Genomic DNA, 14815 nt, shown 5'->3' with positions numbered 1-14815 from the left:
AACGGCCTGGGCGAGGCCAACGGCGCCTACGGCGGAAACGTGGAGGGCATCGCCCAGAAGCTCTTCACCGACTACATCTTCGCCTTCGAGATCACCGGCGCCCTGCTGATCACCGCCTCCGTCGGCGACCGGCTCGGTTCGGCCGGAGCGCTCGAACCGCCCTTCTCCGTCGGCGAGGCGAAGATGGTGGGTGCCGAACGCGCCACCGACGGTCTCGTCTTGGTCGATCCGACCACGAAGTGCACCGTCAGGATCACCGCCGTGACGCTGACGGCGGTGCACGACAGCCATATGAGCAGGTAGCGCAGGATGCGGGACACGACACCATAGTGGCGGACCGGCTACCGTGCTCGACCATGGCATCCGTGCTTCTCGTCGAGGACGACCCCGTGATACGCAGCGGTCTGATCGAGGCACTCTCCGCACACGGCCATGTGGTGCACAGCGCGGCGCAGGGCTTCGAGGCGCTGCGCGAGGTGACCCGGCGTCCCCCGGACATCGTCGTGCTCGACCTCGGGCTGCCGGACCTCGACGGCACGGACGTGCTGCGCATGCTGCGGGGCATCTCCCAGGTCCCCGTGGTGGTCGCCACCGCCCGCGACGACGACGCCGAAGTGATCAAGCTGCTCAACGCGGGCGCCGACGACTATGTCGTCAAGCCCTTCTCCGGCGGGCAACTGGCGGCCCGCCTGGGCGCCGTGCTGCGGCGCACCGACCGGGATCGGACCGCCGGATACGGACCGCCCGGCGGCGGGCCGGGACCCGCGGAGGCGTCCGGCGCCGATGCCGGTGCCGGCGCCGGCACCGCGGTCCAACGGCCCAGGACCGTTCAGGTCGGCGAACTCGTCGTGGACACACTGGCCCGCAGCGCCCACCTCGCGGGCCGTGAACTGAAGCTGACACGGCGCGAGTTCGACCTGCTGGCCTACCTGGCCGCGCACGCGGACCAGGTGATCTCGCGGCGGCGGCTGCTGGCCGAGGTCTGGCGCCGGCCGTACGTCGAGGACCAGACCATAGACGTCCACCTGTCGGCGCTGCGCCGCAAGATGGGCGAGCGGGCGGCGCGGCCCCGCTATCTGCACACGGTGCGCGGCATCGGCATCAAGCTGGTGGCACCGCGGTGAGGCGGGCCCTGGCCGGCGTGGCCCTCGCCGTGACCTCGATGGTCGCGCTGTCCTTCCTCATCCCGCTCGCCCTGCTGGTCCAGTCGGAGGCCAGGAGCCGTGCGACGACCGAGGCGGAGCAGCGGGCCGCGGCGCTGGCTCCCGTGCTGGCGCTCACCACCCGCCCGGCCGACGTGCGGCAGGCCGTCGCCGGCCTGGATTCCGACGAGCGGCTCGGGGTGCATCTCCCGGACGACGAGGTCATCGGGATCCAGCACGCGCCGCAGGACTCGGTCGACCGGGCTGCCCGGGACCGCGAGACACGTGTGCTGTCCACGGACGACGGCTGGCTGTTCCTCCAGCCCGTGATCCTGTCCGAGAACCGCGTGGCCGTCGTCGAGTCCTTCGCTCCCCGCGAGGACCTCGAACGCGGGGTGACCCTGTCGTGGGTGGTGATGTCGCTGCTGGCCACGGCACTGGTGGTGGGGTCCGTGGCGGTTGCCGACCGGCTGGGCGCCCGCGTCGTGCGGTCCTCCAGGAGCCTGTCGCGCGCCTCGAACGCCCTGGGGTCGGGCGATCTGGGCGTACGGGTCGAACCGGCGGGTCCCCCCGAACTGCAGGAGGCCGGGGCTGCCTTCAATTCGATGGCGGACCGGGTGACGCAACTCCTGGCCATGGAGCGCGAACTGGTCGCGGACCTGTCCCACCGGCTGCGGACGCCCCTGACGGCGCTCCGCCTGGAGGCCGAACGCATGGGGGACACGCCGGGCGGAGAGCGGATCGGTGCGGCGATCACACACCTGGAGGACGAGCTCAACTCCATCATCTCGGCGGCTCGCAAGCCCCTGGCCACCGGGCCGCTGGGCGGCATACCCGGCGGAGCCGTGACGGGCGGCGACGGGTCGTCAGGCCCGCGCGAGGAGTGCGAGGTCGCGCCGGTGGTCAGGGGGCGGGTGGAGTTCTGGGCGGTGCTGGCCGAGCAGCAGCACCGCGCGTGCACGCTGACCGCGACGGCCGAGGAGACTCCGGTGCGGCTGCCGCACGACGACCTCGCGGCGGTGGTGGACGCGCTGATCGGCAATGTCTTCCAGCACACGCCGGAGGGGACGGACTTCTCCGTACGGGTGGAACGCGCCGCTCAGACGGTGGTTCTGGTGGTCGAGGACGCGGGGCCGGGCATCCCGGACCCGGACAGCGCGCTCTCGCGCGGCATGAGCGTGGGCGGTTCCACGGGCCTCGGCCTGGACATCGCGCACCGGGCGGCACGCGCCACGCGGGGCGGGGTGGAGATCATCCGCGGCGCCATGGGAGGGGCGGAGGTACGGGTGACTCTGGGCCTGGCCACGGAGGCGGAAGGGCCGGCGGGCCGCTCCTCACGGCGTGTCCGCCGCCCATGGCCCCTGCCCCTGCCCCTGCCCGGCACCGCCCGCGGCCGGGTCCGCCGCTCCCGGGGCCCGCACCCGGAGGGGAGCGGCGCGAAGCCCGACACCACGGAGGGGAGCGGCGCGAAGCCCGACACCACGGAGCGGATCAGCACGGACTGAGCGGCCACCTTACGGGCACAACGCCCCCCCGGGGGGGGCGGTCAGCGCGTTCTCGCCCTCGCAACGCTCCGGGGCCATCAGCACGTTCCCGCCCATGCGGCGCCCCCTCTGGTACCTCGGCCGGCCCCGGGCGGGATCACCGGCCGGCCGGGGCGGAATCACCGGCCTGGTCGACCGGCTTGTCAGCGCGCCCCGCGCCCGGCGGGGCGGCCGCCCGGCACGGCAGACCCCTACGACGCCCCGGGCGGAGCCGCGGCCCCGGGCGGCAGGCACAAGCCGGCGAAGGGGGACACCCCGTGTCGTGGCCAGGGCGGCGAACGGCGCACCCGGGCAGGCGAAACCCGAGGACGGTCCGGGCGAACAGTGCTGCGGGCGCCGTACTGACTCGGGCTTCGAGCGCGCCGCACACCGGCGCGGGACGGCCGGCGGGGCGGGGCGGACGGCAGGCGGTTCAGGGCCGCGTCGTGCGCCGCGCGCCCAGCGCCCCGTGGGGGGGCGGGCTCAGCGGGCGGCGCCGAAGTTCTGGGTCCACCAGGGGCCGCCGCTGTCCTTGACGAGACCGATGCCGATCTCCTTGAACGAGCAGTTCAGTATGTTCTCGCGGTGGCCCTGGCTGTTCATCCAGGCGTCCATCACGGCGTCCGCGTCCGCCTGTCCCCTGGCTATGTTCTCCCCGACCGTGGACCAGAGGTAACCCTCGCGTTCCACGCGGTCCGCGACCGACGAGCCGTCCGGGCCCGTGTGCGACATGTTCTGCGTCTCGGCCATGACTCCGGAGTACTTCTGCGCGGCCGCCGTCAGCTTCTCGTTGGTCGTCAGCGGGCTGCACCCGGCGGCCGACCGGGCGTCGTTGACGAGTTCGAGCACCCGCGCCGTCTCCCCCGTCGCGGCGGTCTGTGTCCGGCGCGAGGCGGTGCCGTTCCCGGACGCGGCGGTCGGGCTCTGCGAGGCGGCCGGGCGCGCGACGCGCGTGGGTGCCGGGTCCGGTGTCCTCCTCGCCGTCCGTGTCGGGCTCGGCTCGGCGGAGGACTTCCCGGCCCGCGGCTTGCGGCTCTCGGTGGCCGACGGCGACGCCGTCGTGGGCGCCGCCTCCTCGGCCGTGGGGGTTGCCGAGGAAGCGGCGCGGTCCGAGGCGGCCCGGACTCCGGTCGCGGCGCCGTCGCCGTCCCCGGATCCGAGGACGGCCACGCCGGTGCCCACGCCCGCGACGGCCGTGAGCACTCCGGCGGTCACCACCAGCCGCCGTGCCGCCCCTCCGGCGGCGCGGCCGGAGGCACGCCGGTGGGAACGCGGGCGACGACGGTGGCGGCTGCTCATGGTGATTGTTCTCCGAAGCGGTAGGGGCATGCGCCGGCCCGGTCACGGCCGATGTCGCAGACAGACCCTAGGCCGGGCGACCGCCTTCGAACGATGTTCGGCCAGGATCTTCAGAAAGCCATAAGGATCCGCTGAGCCGGTCTTCGGGATGGCTGCGGGCCGCAGCCGATTGACAGCGGCCGTCCACCGGCGCAAACTCAGCACGGCATAAATCTCGAACAAAAGTTCACTGGGCGAACACCGCTGAGCGAACACGGGATACCGGCGGACTGGAGCGCGAACAGATGGACAAGGTGGCGGAAAGCGCCGCGGCGGCTTTGGCGGATCTGCCCGACGGCGCGTCGCTCGCCGTCGGCGGCTTCGGACTCAGCGGCGTTCCCGAGGTGCTGCTGCGGGCGCTGTACGAAAAGGGCACCAGCGGGCTGCGTGTGGTCTCCAACAACTGCGGGGCCATGGACCGGGGCCTCGCGGTGCTGCTCGCCGCCGGCCGTATCGCCCGCGTCACCGGCTCCTACATCGGCGCGAACAAGGAGTTCGCGCGGCAGTACCTCGCCGGCGAGCTGGAGGTCGAGCTGATACCCCAGGGCACGCTCGCCGAGCGGCTGCGGGCCGGCGGCTGCGGCATTCCCGCCTTCTACACGCCCGCGGGCGTCGGCACCCAGATCGCCGAAGGAGGACTGCCCTGGCGCTACGACGGCAGCGGCGGGGTGGCCCTGGCCTCGCCGCCCAAGGAGGTTCGGGAGTTCGACGGCGTGGAGTACGTGCTGGAGCGCGGTATCCGCACCGACTTCGCCCTGGTCCGCGCCGCCCGCGGCGACCGCCACGGCAACCTGGTCTTCGCCAAGTCGTCGCGCAACTTCAATCCGCTGGCCGCCATGGCCGGCCGGGTCACGGTCGCCGAGGTGGAGGAGCTCGTCGAGCCCGGCGGGATCGACGCGGACGAGGTGCACCTGCCGGGCATCTTCGTGCAGCGGGTCGTGGCACTCACCGCGGAGCAGGCCGCGGACAAGCAGATCGAGAAGAGGACGGTACGGGACTCATGAGCTGGACCAGGGACGAGATGGCGGCCAGGGCCGCCGCCGAGCTGGAGGACGGCAGCTACGTCAACCTCGGCATCGGCCTGCCGACGCTGATCCCCAACCATCTGCCCGAAGGCGTCGGCGTCGTCCTGGAGTCGGAGAACGGCATCCTCGGCGTGGGCCCGTACCCGGCCGGGGACGAGGTCGACCCCGACCTGATCAACGCGGGCAAGGAGACGGTCACGGTGCTGCCCGGCGCCGCCTACTTCGACTCCGCGCTGTCCTTCGGCATGATCCGCGGCGGCCACATCGACGCGGCCGTGCTCGGCGCCATGCAGGTGTCCGCCCGGGGCGACCTCGCCAACTGGGCCGTCCCCGGCAAGCTGGTCACCGGCATCGGCGGCGCCATGGACCTGGTGCACGGCGCCCGCCGCGTCATCGTCCTGATGACCCACACCGCGAAGGACGGCAGTCCCAAGCTCGTCCGGGACTGCACCCTGCCGCTCACCGGCCGGGCATGTGTCGACCGTGTCATCACCGACCTCGGCGTCCTGGACGTCACCGACGACGGCCTGGTGCTCGTCGAGACCGCACCCGGCGTGAGTGCGGAGGAGATCATCGAGAAGACGGCCGCCCCCGTGCTGGTCCCGTCGCCCGCAACGAACTGACCCCCGGACGCCCCGCCTCCGGCGTGGACACACCGGCCTGACCACAGCGGCCCCCGCGCTCACGGAGCGCGGGGGCCGGTGCCGCTCCCGGTCTCAGTCCTCTTCGGGGACCATGCGCAGGGAGATCGAGTTGATGCAGTACCGCTGGTCCGTCGGCGTCGGGTAGCCCTCGCCCTCGAAGACGTGTCCCAGGTGGGAGCCGCAGCGGGAGCAGCGCACCTCGGTGCGGACCATGCCGTGGGCGCGGTCCTCGATCAGCTCGACCGCGTCGGAGTCCTTGGGGTCGTAGAAGGACGGCCAGCCGCGCCCGGCTCTACCCGAGTGGCCCTATAGCCCAAGGCCGTGAAGTTGTCACTACAGACGACGGATCGCCGACGAAACCGCCGGGGCGATCACGAAACCGTACTGCAGTGCTAAGCGGCGCCAATAGTGCGGTCACCGTACTCGATCGACACTGTGATACGAGCGCCCAGCACCGCGGCATATGTGCGCATCGTCTCCAGGTTGTGGATCTCGCCCCGCTCGATCTGCGACACCCGGGCCTGGGAGATACCGACCGACGCAGCGACCTGCGCCTGGGTGAGGCCTTGCTCCTCACGGATCTCACGGAGGTGATGTCCGAGCACGTAGGCCTCTGTCGCGGTCCGCGCCGCCTGCTTCCGATCCTCCCATTCCGCATCGGAGACCTCGGACCGGGCCTCGCGTACCTGCCGCTTCACCGCAGCCCAGCTGCTGTGACCGCTCACCGGACATCCCCGTCCTCTCCTGCACGTCGCACATCAGTCAGGTACTCGTCGTAGCGGGCCTCGGCGAGCGGGATCGCATCGACATACCACTGGCTCCAAATCCCGGCCTTGTCTCCCGCCATGAGAAGGATCGCCTCACGCTCGGGATCGAACACAAACAGGATGCGCACCTCCGCACGGCCCGCGCTCGCCGGGCGCAATTCCTTGAGCTTGTGGATGCGGCTGGCGTGAATACGGTCCACGAGCGGCCGTCCGAGCGCCGGGCCGCACTCGGCCAGCATGTCGATCGCCGCTTCAACCAGATCGGCGCTGCCCGGGTCCTCATCCGCAAGCTTCAGCAGCCACAGATCCACCTCGGGATGGAGATTGATCTCCCAGTTCATGCTCTGCATCTCAGCGTACGCCGCCGACCTTAAAAAGGAAATCCTTATACCGCCAGCTAAAAGGGTGAAAACAAGCGCCACCCCTTACCTCCTCCGGTCAGCCCTCGTCCGGGATCAAGCGCAAGGAGATCGAGTTGATGCGGTACCGCTGATCCGTCGGAGTCGGACACCTCCCACCCTCGAGCACGCGTCCAAGACGGGCTGGCGCTGCGTCGCACCGGCTGGGACGACTGGAATCGCCCGGGAACGGTCACACTGGTCCCTCCGGCGGGGGAAACCCGGCGGCATGGGTGGAGTTGAGCGGGTTCGGCCTCGTCAACCACCCGTTCCGGATTCTCCGCAGCCGTCGACTGCTCTTCCTTCAGGGTGACGCCGAGAAGCCGCACAAGGACAAGTGGGTCGTCGCCGTCGAGCCGGTCGGCCCGATGGGCGAGCCGGTGGTACGGCAACTGTTCCCGCTCGAGTGGGACTCAGAGCAGGCGAGGCATCTCTTCGGCGGACGGGGAGTCGAGACAGGCACCGTGGAGGTCCGGGACCTGGTGCACGCGGGTGCGGTGCACAACGGGGCGGGCCAGCCGGGCCCCGGCCGACGTGCGGCCGGGGCCCGGGCGGAACGAGAACGGCTCAGTCCTCCACCGGCTCCAGCCGCAGCGAGATGCTGTTGATGCAGTACCGCTGGTCCGTCGGGGTCGGGTAACCCTCGCCCTCGAAGACATGACCCAGGTGGGAGCCGCAGCGGGCGCAGCGGACCTCGGTACGCACCATCCCGTGTGACTGGTCGGGCACCAGTTCCACCGCATCCGAGTTGCGTGCATCCCAGAAGCTCGGCCAGCCGCAGTGGGACTCGAACTTGGTCGCGGAGGTGAAGAGTTCCGCACCGCAGGCCCGGCAGGAGTAGACGCCCGTGGCCTTGGTGTCGGTGTACTCGCCCGTGAAGGCGGGCTCGGTGCCGGCCTGGCGCAGTACGGCGTACTCGGCGGGAGTGAGCTCCGCGCGCCACTGCTCGTCCGGCTTGTCCACGTCGTACGGCATGAAGATTCGCTCCCTTTAGTCGGACAGGCGGGCGAGGATCCTCGGACCGAGGTCGGTGACATCGCCCGCACCCATGGTGAGAACGAGGTCGCCGGGTCGGGCCATTCCCGCGACGGCGCCGGGGACGGCGTCCTTGTCGGGGACGTGGGTGACGTCCGCGCCCGCCGCGCGCGCCGCGTCGATGATCAGGGCGCTGGTGACGCCAGGGACAGGGTCCTCGCGGGCCGGGTAGATGTCCAGGACGACGGAGGCGTCGGCGAGGGCGAGGGCCTGGCCCATCTCCTTGCCGAGCTCCTGGGTGCGGGAGAAGAGGTGCGGCTGGAAGACCACCAGCAGGCGCGAGGAATCCCCCGCGGCGGCGCGCATGGCCTCCAGGTCGGCGGTCATCTCGGTGGGGTGGTGCGCGTAGGAGTCGATGACCTGGACTCCGGCGGCCTCGCCCTTGAGCTGGAGGCGGCGGCCGACCCCGGTGTACGCGGTGAGGGCGCCCGCGATCTCGGCGGTCGGCAGGTCGAGGACCCGTACGGCCGCGGCGAGGGCGGCGGCCGCGTTGTGCGCGTAGTGCCGGCCGGGCACGGAGACGGTGAAGCTCAGCTCCGAGCCGTCGAGCAGGACGGTGACCTCGCTGGTCATGCCCTTCGCGACGAGGGAGACGATCCGGACGTCGGAGTCGTCGGACTCGCCGACCCGGACGATCTCGAGGTCCGGGCGGGAGGCGACACGGCGGGCGAGTTCCCGGGCACCCGCGTGCTCGCCGACGACCAGTGTGCCGCCGGGCCTGATCCGGGCGACGAATGCCTCGAAGGATTCGTAGATCTCGTCCATGGACGCGTAGTTGGCATGGTGGTCCAGCTCCACGTTGAGGACGACGGCGACCTCGGGGTCGTACTTCTGGAAGCTGCGGTCACTCTCGTCGGCCTCGGCCACGAAGACCGCGCCCTCGCCGTGCCGGGCGTTGGTGCCGGGCCCGGCGAGGTCGCCGCCGATGGCGTACGAGGGGTCCTGGCCGAGCTCGGTCAGGGCGACGGCCAGCATCGAGGTGGTGGTCGTCTTCCCGTGGGTGCCGGCGACGGCGACGGACCGCGTGCCGCCCATCAGGGCCGCCAGCGCGTCGGAGCGGTGGACGACCGGGATGCCGAGCTCGGCGGCGCGCACCAGTTCGGGGTTGTCGGCGCGGATCGCGGAGGAGACGACGACGGCGGTGGCGTCCTCGGCCACGTGGGAGGCGTCGTGACCGATGTGCACGGTGACGCCCAGCGCGCGCAGCGCCTCGGCGGTGGCGGACTCCCTGGCGTCACTGCCCGCCACCTTGGCACCGCGCTGGGCGAGGATCTTCGCGATGCCCGACATCCCGGCGCCGCCGATGCCGATGAAGTGCGGTCGGTCCATGGCGGAAGGAATGGCCGGTGCCATGCGTTCTCTCCCCAGCTAGTGCGTGAGCCAGTGCGTGTGCGTGCACCCGCGTGTGCTTCGGCGCCCGCGGGAACGTCGGCACCCGCGTGCGCCCCGCGGCGGTGCCGGGGCCAGCCTATTCGCTGTGCGCCCGGTCCGAAGTACGCCCACCGCCTCCCGCTGCCCCGCGGGCCGCCGTCCTCGCCGCGCCCGCTGGGCGCGAAGGGCTCTACTCGCTGTGCGCGAAGAGCTTGAGCACCGGGACGCCGACCTTGTGGCGGGCCCGGGAGGCCCAGTCGCGGTGGAAGAACTCCTCCACGAAGTGCGGGGCGGTCAGCACGATCACCTCGTCGGCGCCGGTCTCCTCGACGACCGACTTGAGGTGGTCGAGCGGGTGCTTCTCGACGATTCTGCCGACCGCCTGGCTGCCCGCGACGCGCAGCGCCTCCACCGAGTGGGCGAGGGCCCGCTCCGCACCGCCGCCGGCGGTGGGTTCCTCGCCCTCGTGCACGACCTCGTCGAGTTCGCCCAGGGCGACGTCGTCGATGGCGCGCAGCAGCCGGTCCTGGTCGCCCCTGGGCTGCATGAGCACGACGAAGGAGACGGGATCCGTACCGTGCAGGCCGGTCACGAACTCCACGTCTACGGAGGTCAGGGGTTTCTCGATCATCAGTACGCTCGTGAACACGGCGCGTGCCCTTCTTCTTCGTGGGCCGACGGCCGGCCCCTGCGGAAACCATCCTGCCCCGTAACCGCACGGGGTCTGCGACTCAAGTCTGCCCGGCACGCAGTAACCGGAACAGCTAATTCCGATCATTGCGGGGCACTGGGGCTCCGACGGTAGCGAGTGAAGAGGAAACCGCCCTCTTCCAGCAGTGACACCAGCGAGAAGCGCTCCGGCACCGCCACCGCCGGCCCGTCCGCGATGCGCTGCGCGGATCCCGCGGTCAGCAGGGGGGCCAGCGTCAGGCACAGCTCGTCCAGTACGCCGGCCGCCACGAACTGTCCCAGCAGCCTGGGGCCGCCCTCGGTCAACAGCCGGGTGTGGCCGCGCTCCGCCAGGGCCCGTACGGCCGCCGCGGGATCGACGCCGGTGCCTTCCCCGGCCACGACCACCTCCGCACCCGAGGCGCGGGCCTCACGCAGCGCGGCAGCGGGGGCGTCCGCGCCGGTCAGCACGAGAGTGCGGACCAGGGGCTCGGTGAACAGAGGCAGCGAGAAGTCCAGGTCGAGACGCGCGCTGACCACGGCGATCGCGGGCGCGGGCCCCTGGCCCGCGGCGGCCCGCCGCGCGGCGAACGCCTCCCGCGCCCGCGCCGGGCGGTAGCCCTCCTGGCGCACAGTCCGCGCGCCGACCACGACGGCGTCGGCGAGGCCGCGCAGGGTGCCGAAGATCCGCATGTCGGCGGCTCCGGACAGTGGTTGCGAGCGGCCCTCGTGGTGGGCGGCGCCGTCCAGCGAGGAGACCATGTTGGCCCGCAGCCAGGCCCGTCCCGGTTCCGCTCCCCCGGCCGCGCCCTCCGGGTACGCGTAGGCGTCCGCGAGCTCGTCGAGGCTCCACTCGCGGTCCTCGGGACCGGGTTCCGTGACGGTCGTCGTCGCAGGCAGGGGGAACAGGCGTCGCATGGGCCCGAGTCTGGCACGGGCTCCCCGCCGCGGGCCGACCGGGCACGCCCCGGCGCCGCGAGGTGCTGCGGGCGGCGCGAGCGGTCCCATCGCCGCGGCGATCCGGCCACCGCGAGGCGCCCCGCGAAAGCCGGGGCGCCCACGCCGCCCGGAGGACGCCACCGCGAGCCGACCCGGGCACCGCCCCGGCCGCCGCGAGGCCGTCCCGGCACCGCGAGGCGCCCCAGAGACGCGAAGTGCCCCGCCCGCCGCAAGGCGATCCCAACACCGCGAGGTGCCCCGCGAAAGCCGGGGCGCCCACGCCGCCCGGAGGACGCCACCGCGAGCCGACCCGGGCACCGCCCCGCCCGCCGCAAGGCGACCCGGTGAAGCCGGGGTACGCCTGCGGCACCCGCGCCCCGGCGGCGTCCCCGCCCGGCCTCGTAGGACGCCGCCGCGAACCGCCCCGCAAACCGTCCCAGCCGCCGCCAGACCGTCCGCCCGCCGCGAGGCGACCCGGAGACGCGAAGTGCCCCGCCCGCCGTTCCGTCAGGAGGTGCGGCGGACGCCGCGCGCCGCCTCACGTGACCGGACGCACATCGAGGTCTCCCCCCGGAGGGACTAGGCTGGATGGTTGTGTCAACCCCATCTTCGCCAGATTCTTCCGCGTCCGGGTCAATAACGGCGCCGCCCCCCTCCGGGCCCGTGCCGTACGCACTCTGCTCGCGGGAGCCGTTCGTTCCCGCGGACCGGCTGGTCGCGGAGATGGTGCCGCCCCCGCGTTTCGACTCGGTGCGCTTCGCGACGTACGTACCGGACCCCGGACAGCCCAGCCAGTCGCAGGCCGTCGACGTGCTCGCCGGGTTCGCCTCCGGTCTCGGCGGGGCGCACGCGAGCGGTGACGGGAAGCGGCGCTGGTTCGGCGGACGCACGAAGAAGCCCGCGGCCCCGGCCGGCCCACGCGGTGTCTACCTCGACGGCGGCTACGGCGTCGGCAAGACGCATCTGCTGGCCTCGCTCTGGCACGCCACCCCCGCCGAACCCTCCCTCAAGGCCTTCGGCACGTTCGTGGAGCTGACCAACCTCGTCGGCGCCCTCGGCTTCCAGCAGACCGTGAAGACGCTGAGCGGCCACCGGCTGCTGTGCATCGACGAGTTCGAGCTCGACGACCCGGGCGACACCGTCCTGGTCTCCACGCTGCTCGGCAGGCTCGTGGAGGCGGGCGTCGCCCTGGCGGCCACCTCCAACACGCTGCCGGGCAGGCTCGGCGAGGGCCGGTTCGCCGCCGCCGACTTCCTGCGCGAGATCCAGGGCCTGTCCGCCCACTTCCGCACCCTGCGGATCGACGGCGAGGACTACCGCCACCGGGGGCTGCCCGAGGCTCCGCCGCCGTACTCCGACGAGCAGGTCACCAAGGCCGCGTACGCCACCCCGGGCGCCTCCCTCGACGACTTCCCCTCGCTGCTCGACCATCTGTCGAAGGTGCATCCCAGCCGCTACGGCGCGCTGACCGACGGCGTCGGCGCGGTCTGCCTGACCGATGTCCGGCCGGTGCCCGACCAGTCGACCGCGCTGCGTCTGGTGGTCCTCGCCGACCGGCTGTACGACCGCGAGGTGCCCGTCCTGGCCTCCGGAGTGCCGTTCGACCGGCTGTTCAGCGAAGAAATGCTGAACGGCGGCTACCGGAAGAAGTACTTCCGGGCAATCTCCCGGCTCACCGCACTCGCCCGCGACGCGAAAGCGCTGATGGACCAGTAGGTTTGGGGCCTGTAGCCCATTCAGAAGGGAATCATCATGGCCACCACGCGCGTCGCCCACACGGTTTGGGAAGGCAACCTGCTGGAGGGCAGCGGCAATGTGTCCCTGGACTCCTCGGGCATCGGCACCTACGCGGTCTCCTGGCCGTCCCGCGCCGAGCAGGCGAACGGGAAGACCAGCCCCGAGGAGCTGATCGCCGCAGCCCACTCCAGCTGCTTCTCCATGGCTCTCTCGCACGCCCTCGCGCAGGCCGGCACCCCGCCGACCCAGCTGACCACGCAGGCGGAGGTCACCTTCCAGCCGGGCACCGGGATCACCGGCATCGCCCTGTCCGTGGAGGGCCAGGTCCCCGGCATCGACGAGGAGGCCTTCGTCGCCGCGGCCGAGAACGCGAAGAGCAACTGCCCGGTCAGCCAGGCGCTCAAGGCGGTCCCGATGACGCTCACCGCCAAGCTGGCCTGAACCCCGTTCCCGCGGCCGCCCGGCGGCCGCGGGAACGGCTTTCCCCCGGGCCGTCAGGGTCGCGGCTGTCAGGGGCCACGCCCTGCGCTCCGCCCGCGGCGGTTTCCCGTTCGCACATCTGCCCGACCGTCAACTCCCGTGCGTTGCAGCAGCGTTGGGGTGCACCAGTTCCCGCCCGGCGCTGACCAGGGGCTGTCCGGCCGAGGAACACGACGCCGCGACGCGCGTAGTTCACGCGGCGTTCATCCCGTGATAGACGTGGCGGGGCGCATTCCTGCCGACCGGGCAGCGAGCCATCCGTGCGAAGCCTGCCGGCGGCAGGAGGTGCCCCGTGTCCAGCCTGTCCGCCAGCAGGGAGCCTCTTGTGTCCGACCTGTCAGCTCACTCAGCTCCGTCAGCGACACGACGTCAGGTTCTGGCCCGTACCGGCGCGTCCGTCGCCGGCATCGCCTTCGCCGGGGCCTTCTCCGAGATCTTCGCCGGGAGCGCGGCCGCCGCCACCCGCGGCACCGCCGGTTACGGACCCCTCGTCCCCGACCCGGACGGACTGCTCGATCTGCCGGAAGGTTTCCGCTACCGGGTCCTGTCCCGCGAGGGCGAGCCGATGCGGTCCGGCGGCGGCCCCGTGCCGAGCAACCACGACGGGATGACGGCCCTGCCGGGCAGACACGGCACGGTCCATCTGGTGCGCAACCACGAGAACCGGCACAACGGCGCAGTCCCCGTGCCCGCCGTCGAGGGCCTCACCTACGACCCGGCGGCCAGCGGCGGGTGCACGGCGCTCACGCTGGACCGACAGGGCCGGCTCGTCGGCGAACGCGTGGCCATCGCCGGTACGGCCGTCAACTGCGCCGGGGGCCACACGCCTTGGCATACCTGGCTGACCTGCGAGGAGAACGAGGACAAGGCCGGCACCAACGGCTACACCAAGGATCACGGCTTCGTCTTCGAGGTGGACCCGGCCGACCCGTTCCGCTCCGGCGCCGTGCCGCTGACCGCGATGGGGCGCTTCCAGCACGAGGCGATCGCCGTCGATCCGAGGACCGGCATCGTCTACGAGACCGAGGACGCCTTCCAGAAGCCCTTCGGCCTCTTCTACCGCTTCCTGCCCCAAAAGCCGCTCGGCGGACCGGGCTCGCTGCGCGCGGGCGGCCGTCTGGAGGCGATGCGGGTCCCGGGCGTGCCCGACCTGTCGGTGGTCCAGGAGCCCGGCGCCTCGTTCGACGGCGTCGAATGGGTGCCGGTACCCGACCCCCTCGCGGAGGAGACGCCGGTCCGGCTCCAGGACTTCGGCCCGGGTGGCATCACGCACGCGCAGAAGCTCGAGGGCTGCTACTGGGGCGACAGGGCGGTCTACTTCGTGTCCAGCTTCGCCGTCAGCGCGCAGGGCTCCGCGGCCGACCACTACGGCCAGGTCTGGAAGTACGAGCCGCACCGGCACCGGCTGACCCTGGTCGTCGTCTTCGGCCCGGACAGCGACCTGCAGCTTCCCGGCGAGTCCCCCGACAACATCTGCCTCGCGCCCAGCGGCGGCCTGATGGTCTGCGAGGACGGCAACGGCGCCCAGCACGTCTACGGCCTGACCCGGCACGGCGAGGTCTACCCCATGGCCCGCAACCGCATCAACACCGGCACGGCCGAGGAGCCGGAGTACGGGGAGTTCGCGGGCATCGCCTTCTCGCCGGACCGGCGCACGATGTACGTGAACGTCTACAGCCCCGGTACGACGTTCGCGGTCACCGGCCCCTGGTGCTGACCCGGTGAGAAGCGGCTCGGGCCGCCGAGC

The 14815-nt window shown here is 72.3% G+C and carries 14 protein-coding genes and 2 pseudogenes; 8 read left to right on the top strand and 8 right to left on the bottom strand.

The annotated features are described in order from the left end of the window. The 3 genes and pseudogenes from GUY61_RS41515 to GUY61_RS10860 form a co-directional block, all read left to right on the top strand. Positions 1-126 (top strand): annotated as a pseudogene (locus tag GUY61_RS41515) (NADH-quinone oxidoreductase subunit J); the annotation flags it as partial. Positions 127-356: 230 nt separating this feature from the next. Then, positions 357-1124, top strand: coding sequence for a response regulator transcription factor (locus GUY61_RS10865; protein WP_166629884.1), 768 nt, complete (start codon positions 357-359; stop codon positions 1122-1124). Beyond that, positions 1121-2647 carry a HAMP domain-containing sensor histidine kinase gene (locus tag GUY61_RS10860; protein WP_166629883.1) on the top strand — a complete coding sequence of 509 codons (1527 nt, stop codon included), beginning with the start codon at positions 1121-1123 and terminating at the stop codon, positions 2645-2647. The genes GUY61_RS10865 and GUY61_RS10860 overlap by 4 nt, the downstream gene beginning before the upstream one ends. A gap of 501 nt (positions 2648-3148) precedes the next feature. On the opposite strand, the gene GUY61_RS10855 is transcribed toward GUY61_RS10860, so the two are convergent. Further along, positions 3149-3964: a CAP domain-containing protein gene (locus GUY61_RS10855; RefSeq protein ID WP_166629882.1), complete on the bottom strand. Its 816-nt coding sequence runs from the start codon at positions 3962-3964 to the stop codon at positions 3149-3151. Between the two features lie 284 nt (positions 3965-4248). On the opposite strand from GUY61_RS10855, the gene GUY61_RS10850 reads away from it, so the two are divergent. Both GUY61_RS10850 and GUY61_RS10845 read left to right on the top strand, forming a co-directional pair. Then, complete coding sequence (locus GUY61_RS10850; protein WP_166629881.1) at positions 4249-5007, top strand: CoA transferase subunit A; 759 nt, start codon at positions 4249-4251, stop codon at positions 5005-5007. Next, a complete protein-coding gene (locus GUY61_RS10845) occupies positions 5004-5651 on the top strand; it encodes a CoA transferase subunit B (protein WP_166629880.1) in 648 nt (215 codons plus the stop codon). The genes GUY61_RS10850 and GUY61_RS10845 overlap by 4 nt, the downstream gene beginning before the upstream one ends. A 93-nt stretch (positions 5652-5744) precedes the next feature. On the opposite strand, the pseudogene GUY61_RS10840 reads toward GUY61_RS10845, so the two are convergent. The 7 genes and pseudogenes from GUY61_RS10840 to GUY61_RS10805 all read right to left on the bottom strand — a co-directional run. Further along, positions 5745-5954, bottom strand: a pseudogene (locus GUY61_RS10840) (peptide-methionine (R)-S-oxide reductase); the annotation flags it as partial. Positions 5955-6064: 110 nt separating this feature from the next. Next, on the bottom strand, positions 6065-6397 hold the full coding sequence (locus GUY61_RS41510) for a helix-turn-helix domain-containing protein (protein WP_166629879.1): 333 nt from the start codon (positions 6395-6397) through the stop codon (positions 6065-6067). Continuing rightward, the gene (locus GUY61_RS10830; protein ID WP_166629878.1) at positions 6394-6780 is read right to left on the bottom strand and encodes a type II toxin-antitoxin system RelE/ParE family toxin; all 387 of its coding nucleotides are present in this window, start codon (positions 6778-6780) and stop codon (positions 6394-6396) included. Before GUY61_RS10830 ends, GUY61_RS41510 begins: the two co-directional genes overlap by 4 nt. 624 nt (positions 6781-7404) lie before the next feature. Next, positions 7405-7812, bottom strand: a complete 408-nt coding sequence (gene msrB, locus GUY61_RS10820; RefSeq protein WP_166629877.1) for a peptide-methionine (R)-S-oxide reductase MsrB — start codon at positions 7810-7812, stop codon at positions 7405-7407. A 15-nt stretch (positions 7813-7827) separates the two neighbouring features. Then, the gene (murC, locus tag GUY61_RS10815) at positions 7828-9225 is read right to left on the bottom strand and encodes a UDP-N-acetylmuramate--L-alanine ligase (RefSeq protein ID WP_166629876.1); all 1398 of its coding nucleotides are present in this window, start codon (positions 9223-9225) and stop codon (positions 7828-7830) included. Positions 9226-9433: 208 nt separating this feature from the next. Further along, positions 9434-9892 carry an indole-3-glycerol phosphate synthase gene (locus GUY61_RS10810; protein WP_166629875.1) on the bottom strand — a complete coding sequence of 153 codons (459 nt, stop codon included), beginning with the start codon at positions 9890-9892 and terminating at the stop codon, positions 9434-9436. Between the two features lie 125 nt (positions 9893-10017). Then, the gene (locus GUY61_RS10805; protein WP_166629874.1) at positions 10018-10830 is read right to left on the bottom strand and encodes a pyrimidine reductase family protein; all 813 of its coding nucleotides are present in this window, start codon (positions 10828-10830) and stop codon (positions 10018-10020) included. A 609-nt stretch (positions 10831-11439) separates the two neighbouring features. Between GUY61_RS10805 and zapE the strand changes: the two genes are divergently transcribed. The 3 genes from zapE (at position 11440) to GUY61_RS10790 (ending at position 14785) form a co-directional block, all read left to right on the top strand. Beyond that, the gene (gene zapE / locus GUY61_RS10800; protein ID WP_166629873.1) at positions 11440-12567 is read left to right on the top strand and encodes a cell division protein ZapE; all 1128 of its coding nucleotides are present in this window, start codon (positions 11440-11442) and stop codon (positions 12565-12567) included. Positions 12568-12603: 36 nt separating this feature from the next. After that, positions 12604-13029, top strand: a complete 426-nt coding sequence (locus GUY61_RS10795) for an OsmC family protein (RefSeq protein ID WP_166629872.1) — start codon at positions 12604-12606, stop codon at positions 13027-13029. Between the two features lie 340 nt (positions 13030-13369). Then, positions 13370-14785, top strand: a complete 1416-nt coding sequence (locus GUY61_RS10790; protein ID WP_398955017.1) for an alkaline phosphatase PhoX — start codon at positions 13370-13372, stop codon at positions 14783-14785. Positions 14786-14815: the final 30 nt, after the last annotated feature.

Source organism: Streptomyces sp. GC420 (genome assembly GCF_009916105.1).
Taxonomy (GTDB): domain Bacteria; phylum Actinomycetota; class Actinomycetes; order Streptomycetales; family Streptomycetaceae; genus Streptomyces.
This window is presented reverse-complemented; position numbering and strand designations above follow the sequence as displayed.

Bases quoted from the DNA above. Each gene is read 5' to 3' on its own strand.
- GUY61_RS10865 (WP_166629884.1), top strand. From the start codon at position 357: ATGGCATCCGTGCTTCTCGTCGAGGACGACCCCGTGATACGCAGCGGT.
- GUY61_RS10795 (WP_166629872.1), top strand. From the start codon at position 12,604: ATGGCCACCACGCGCGTCGCCCACACGGTTTGGGAAGGCAACCTGCTG.
- GUY61_RS10805 (WP_166629874.1), bottom strand. From the start codon at position 10,830: ATGCGACGCCTGTTCCCCCTGCCTGCGACGACGACCGTCACGGAACCC.
- GUY61_RS10850 (WP_166629881.1), top strand. From the start codon at position 4,249: ATGGACAAGGTGGCGGAAAGCGCCGCGGCGGCTTTGGCGGATCTGCCC.
- GUY61_RS10830 (WP_166629878.1), bottom strand. From the start codon at position 6,780: ATGAACTGGGAGATCAATCTCCATCCCGAGGTGGATCTGTGGCTGCTG.
- GUY61_RS10855 (WP_166629882.1), bottom strand. From the start codon at position 3,964: ATGAGCAGCCGCCACCGTCGTCGCCCGCGTTCCCACCGGCGTGCCTCC.
- zapE (WP_166629873.1), top strand. From the start codon at position 11,440: ATGGTTGTGTCAACCCCATCTTCGCCAGATTCTTCCGCGTCCGGGTCA.
- GUY61_RS10845 (WP_166629880.1), top strand. From the start codon at position 5,004: ATGAGCTGGACCAGGGACGAGATGGCGGCCAGGGCCGCCGCCGAGCTG.
- msrB (WP_166629877.1), bottom strand. From the start codon at position 7,812: ATGCCGTACGACGTGGACAAGCCGGACGAGCAGTGGCGCGCGGAGCTC.
- murC (WP_166629876.1), bottom strand. From the start codon at position 9,225: ATGGCACCGGCCATTCCTTCCGCCATGGACCGACCGCACTTCATCGGC.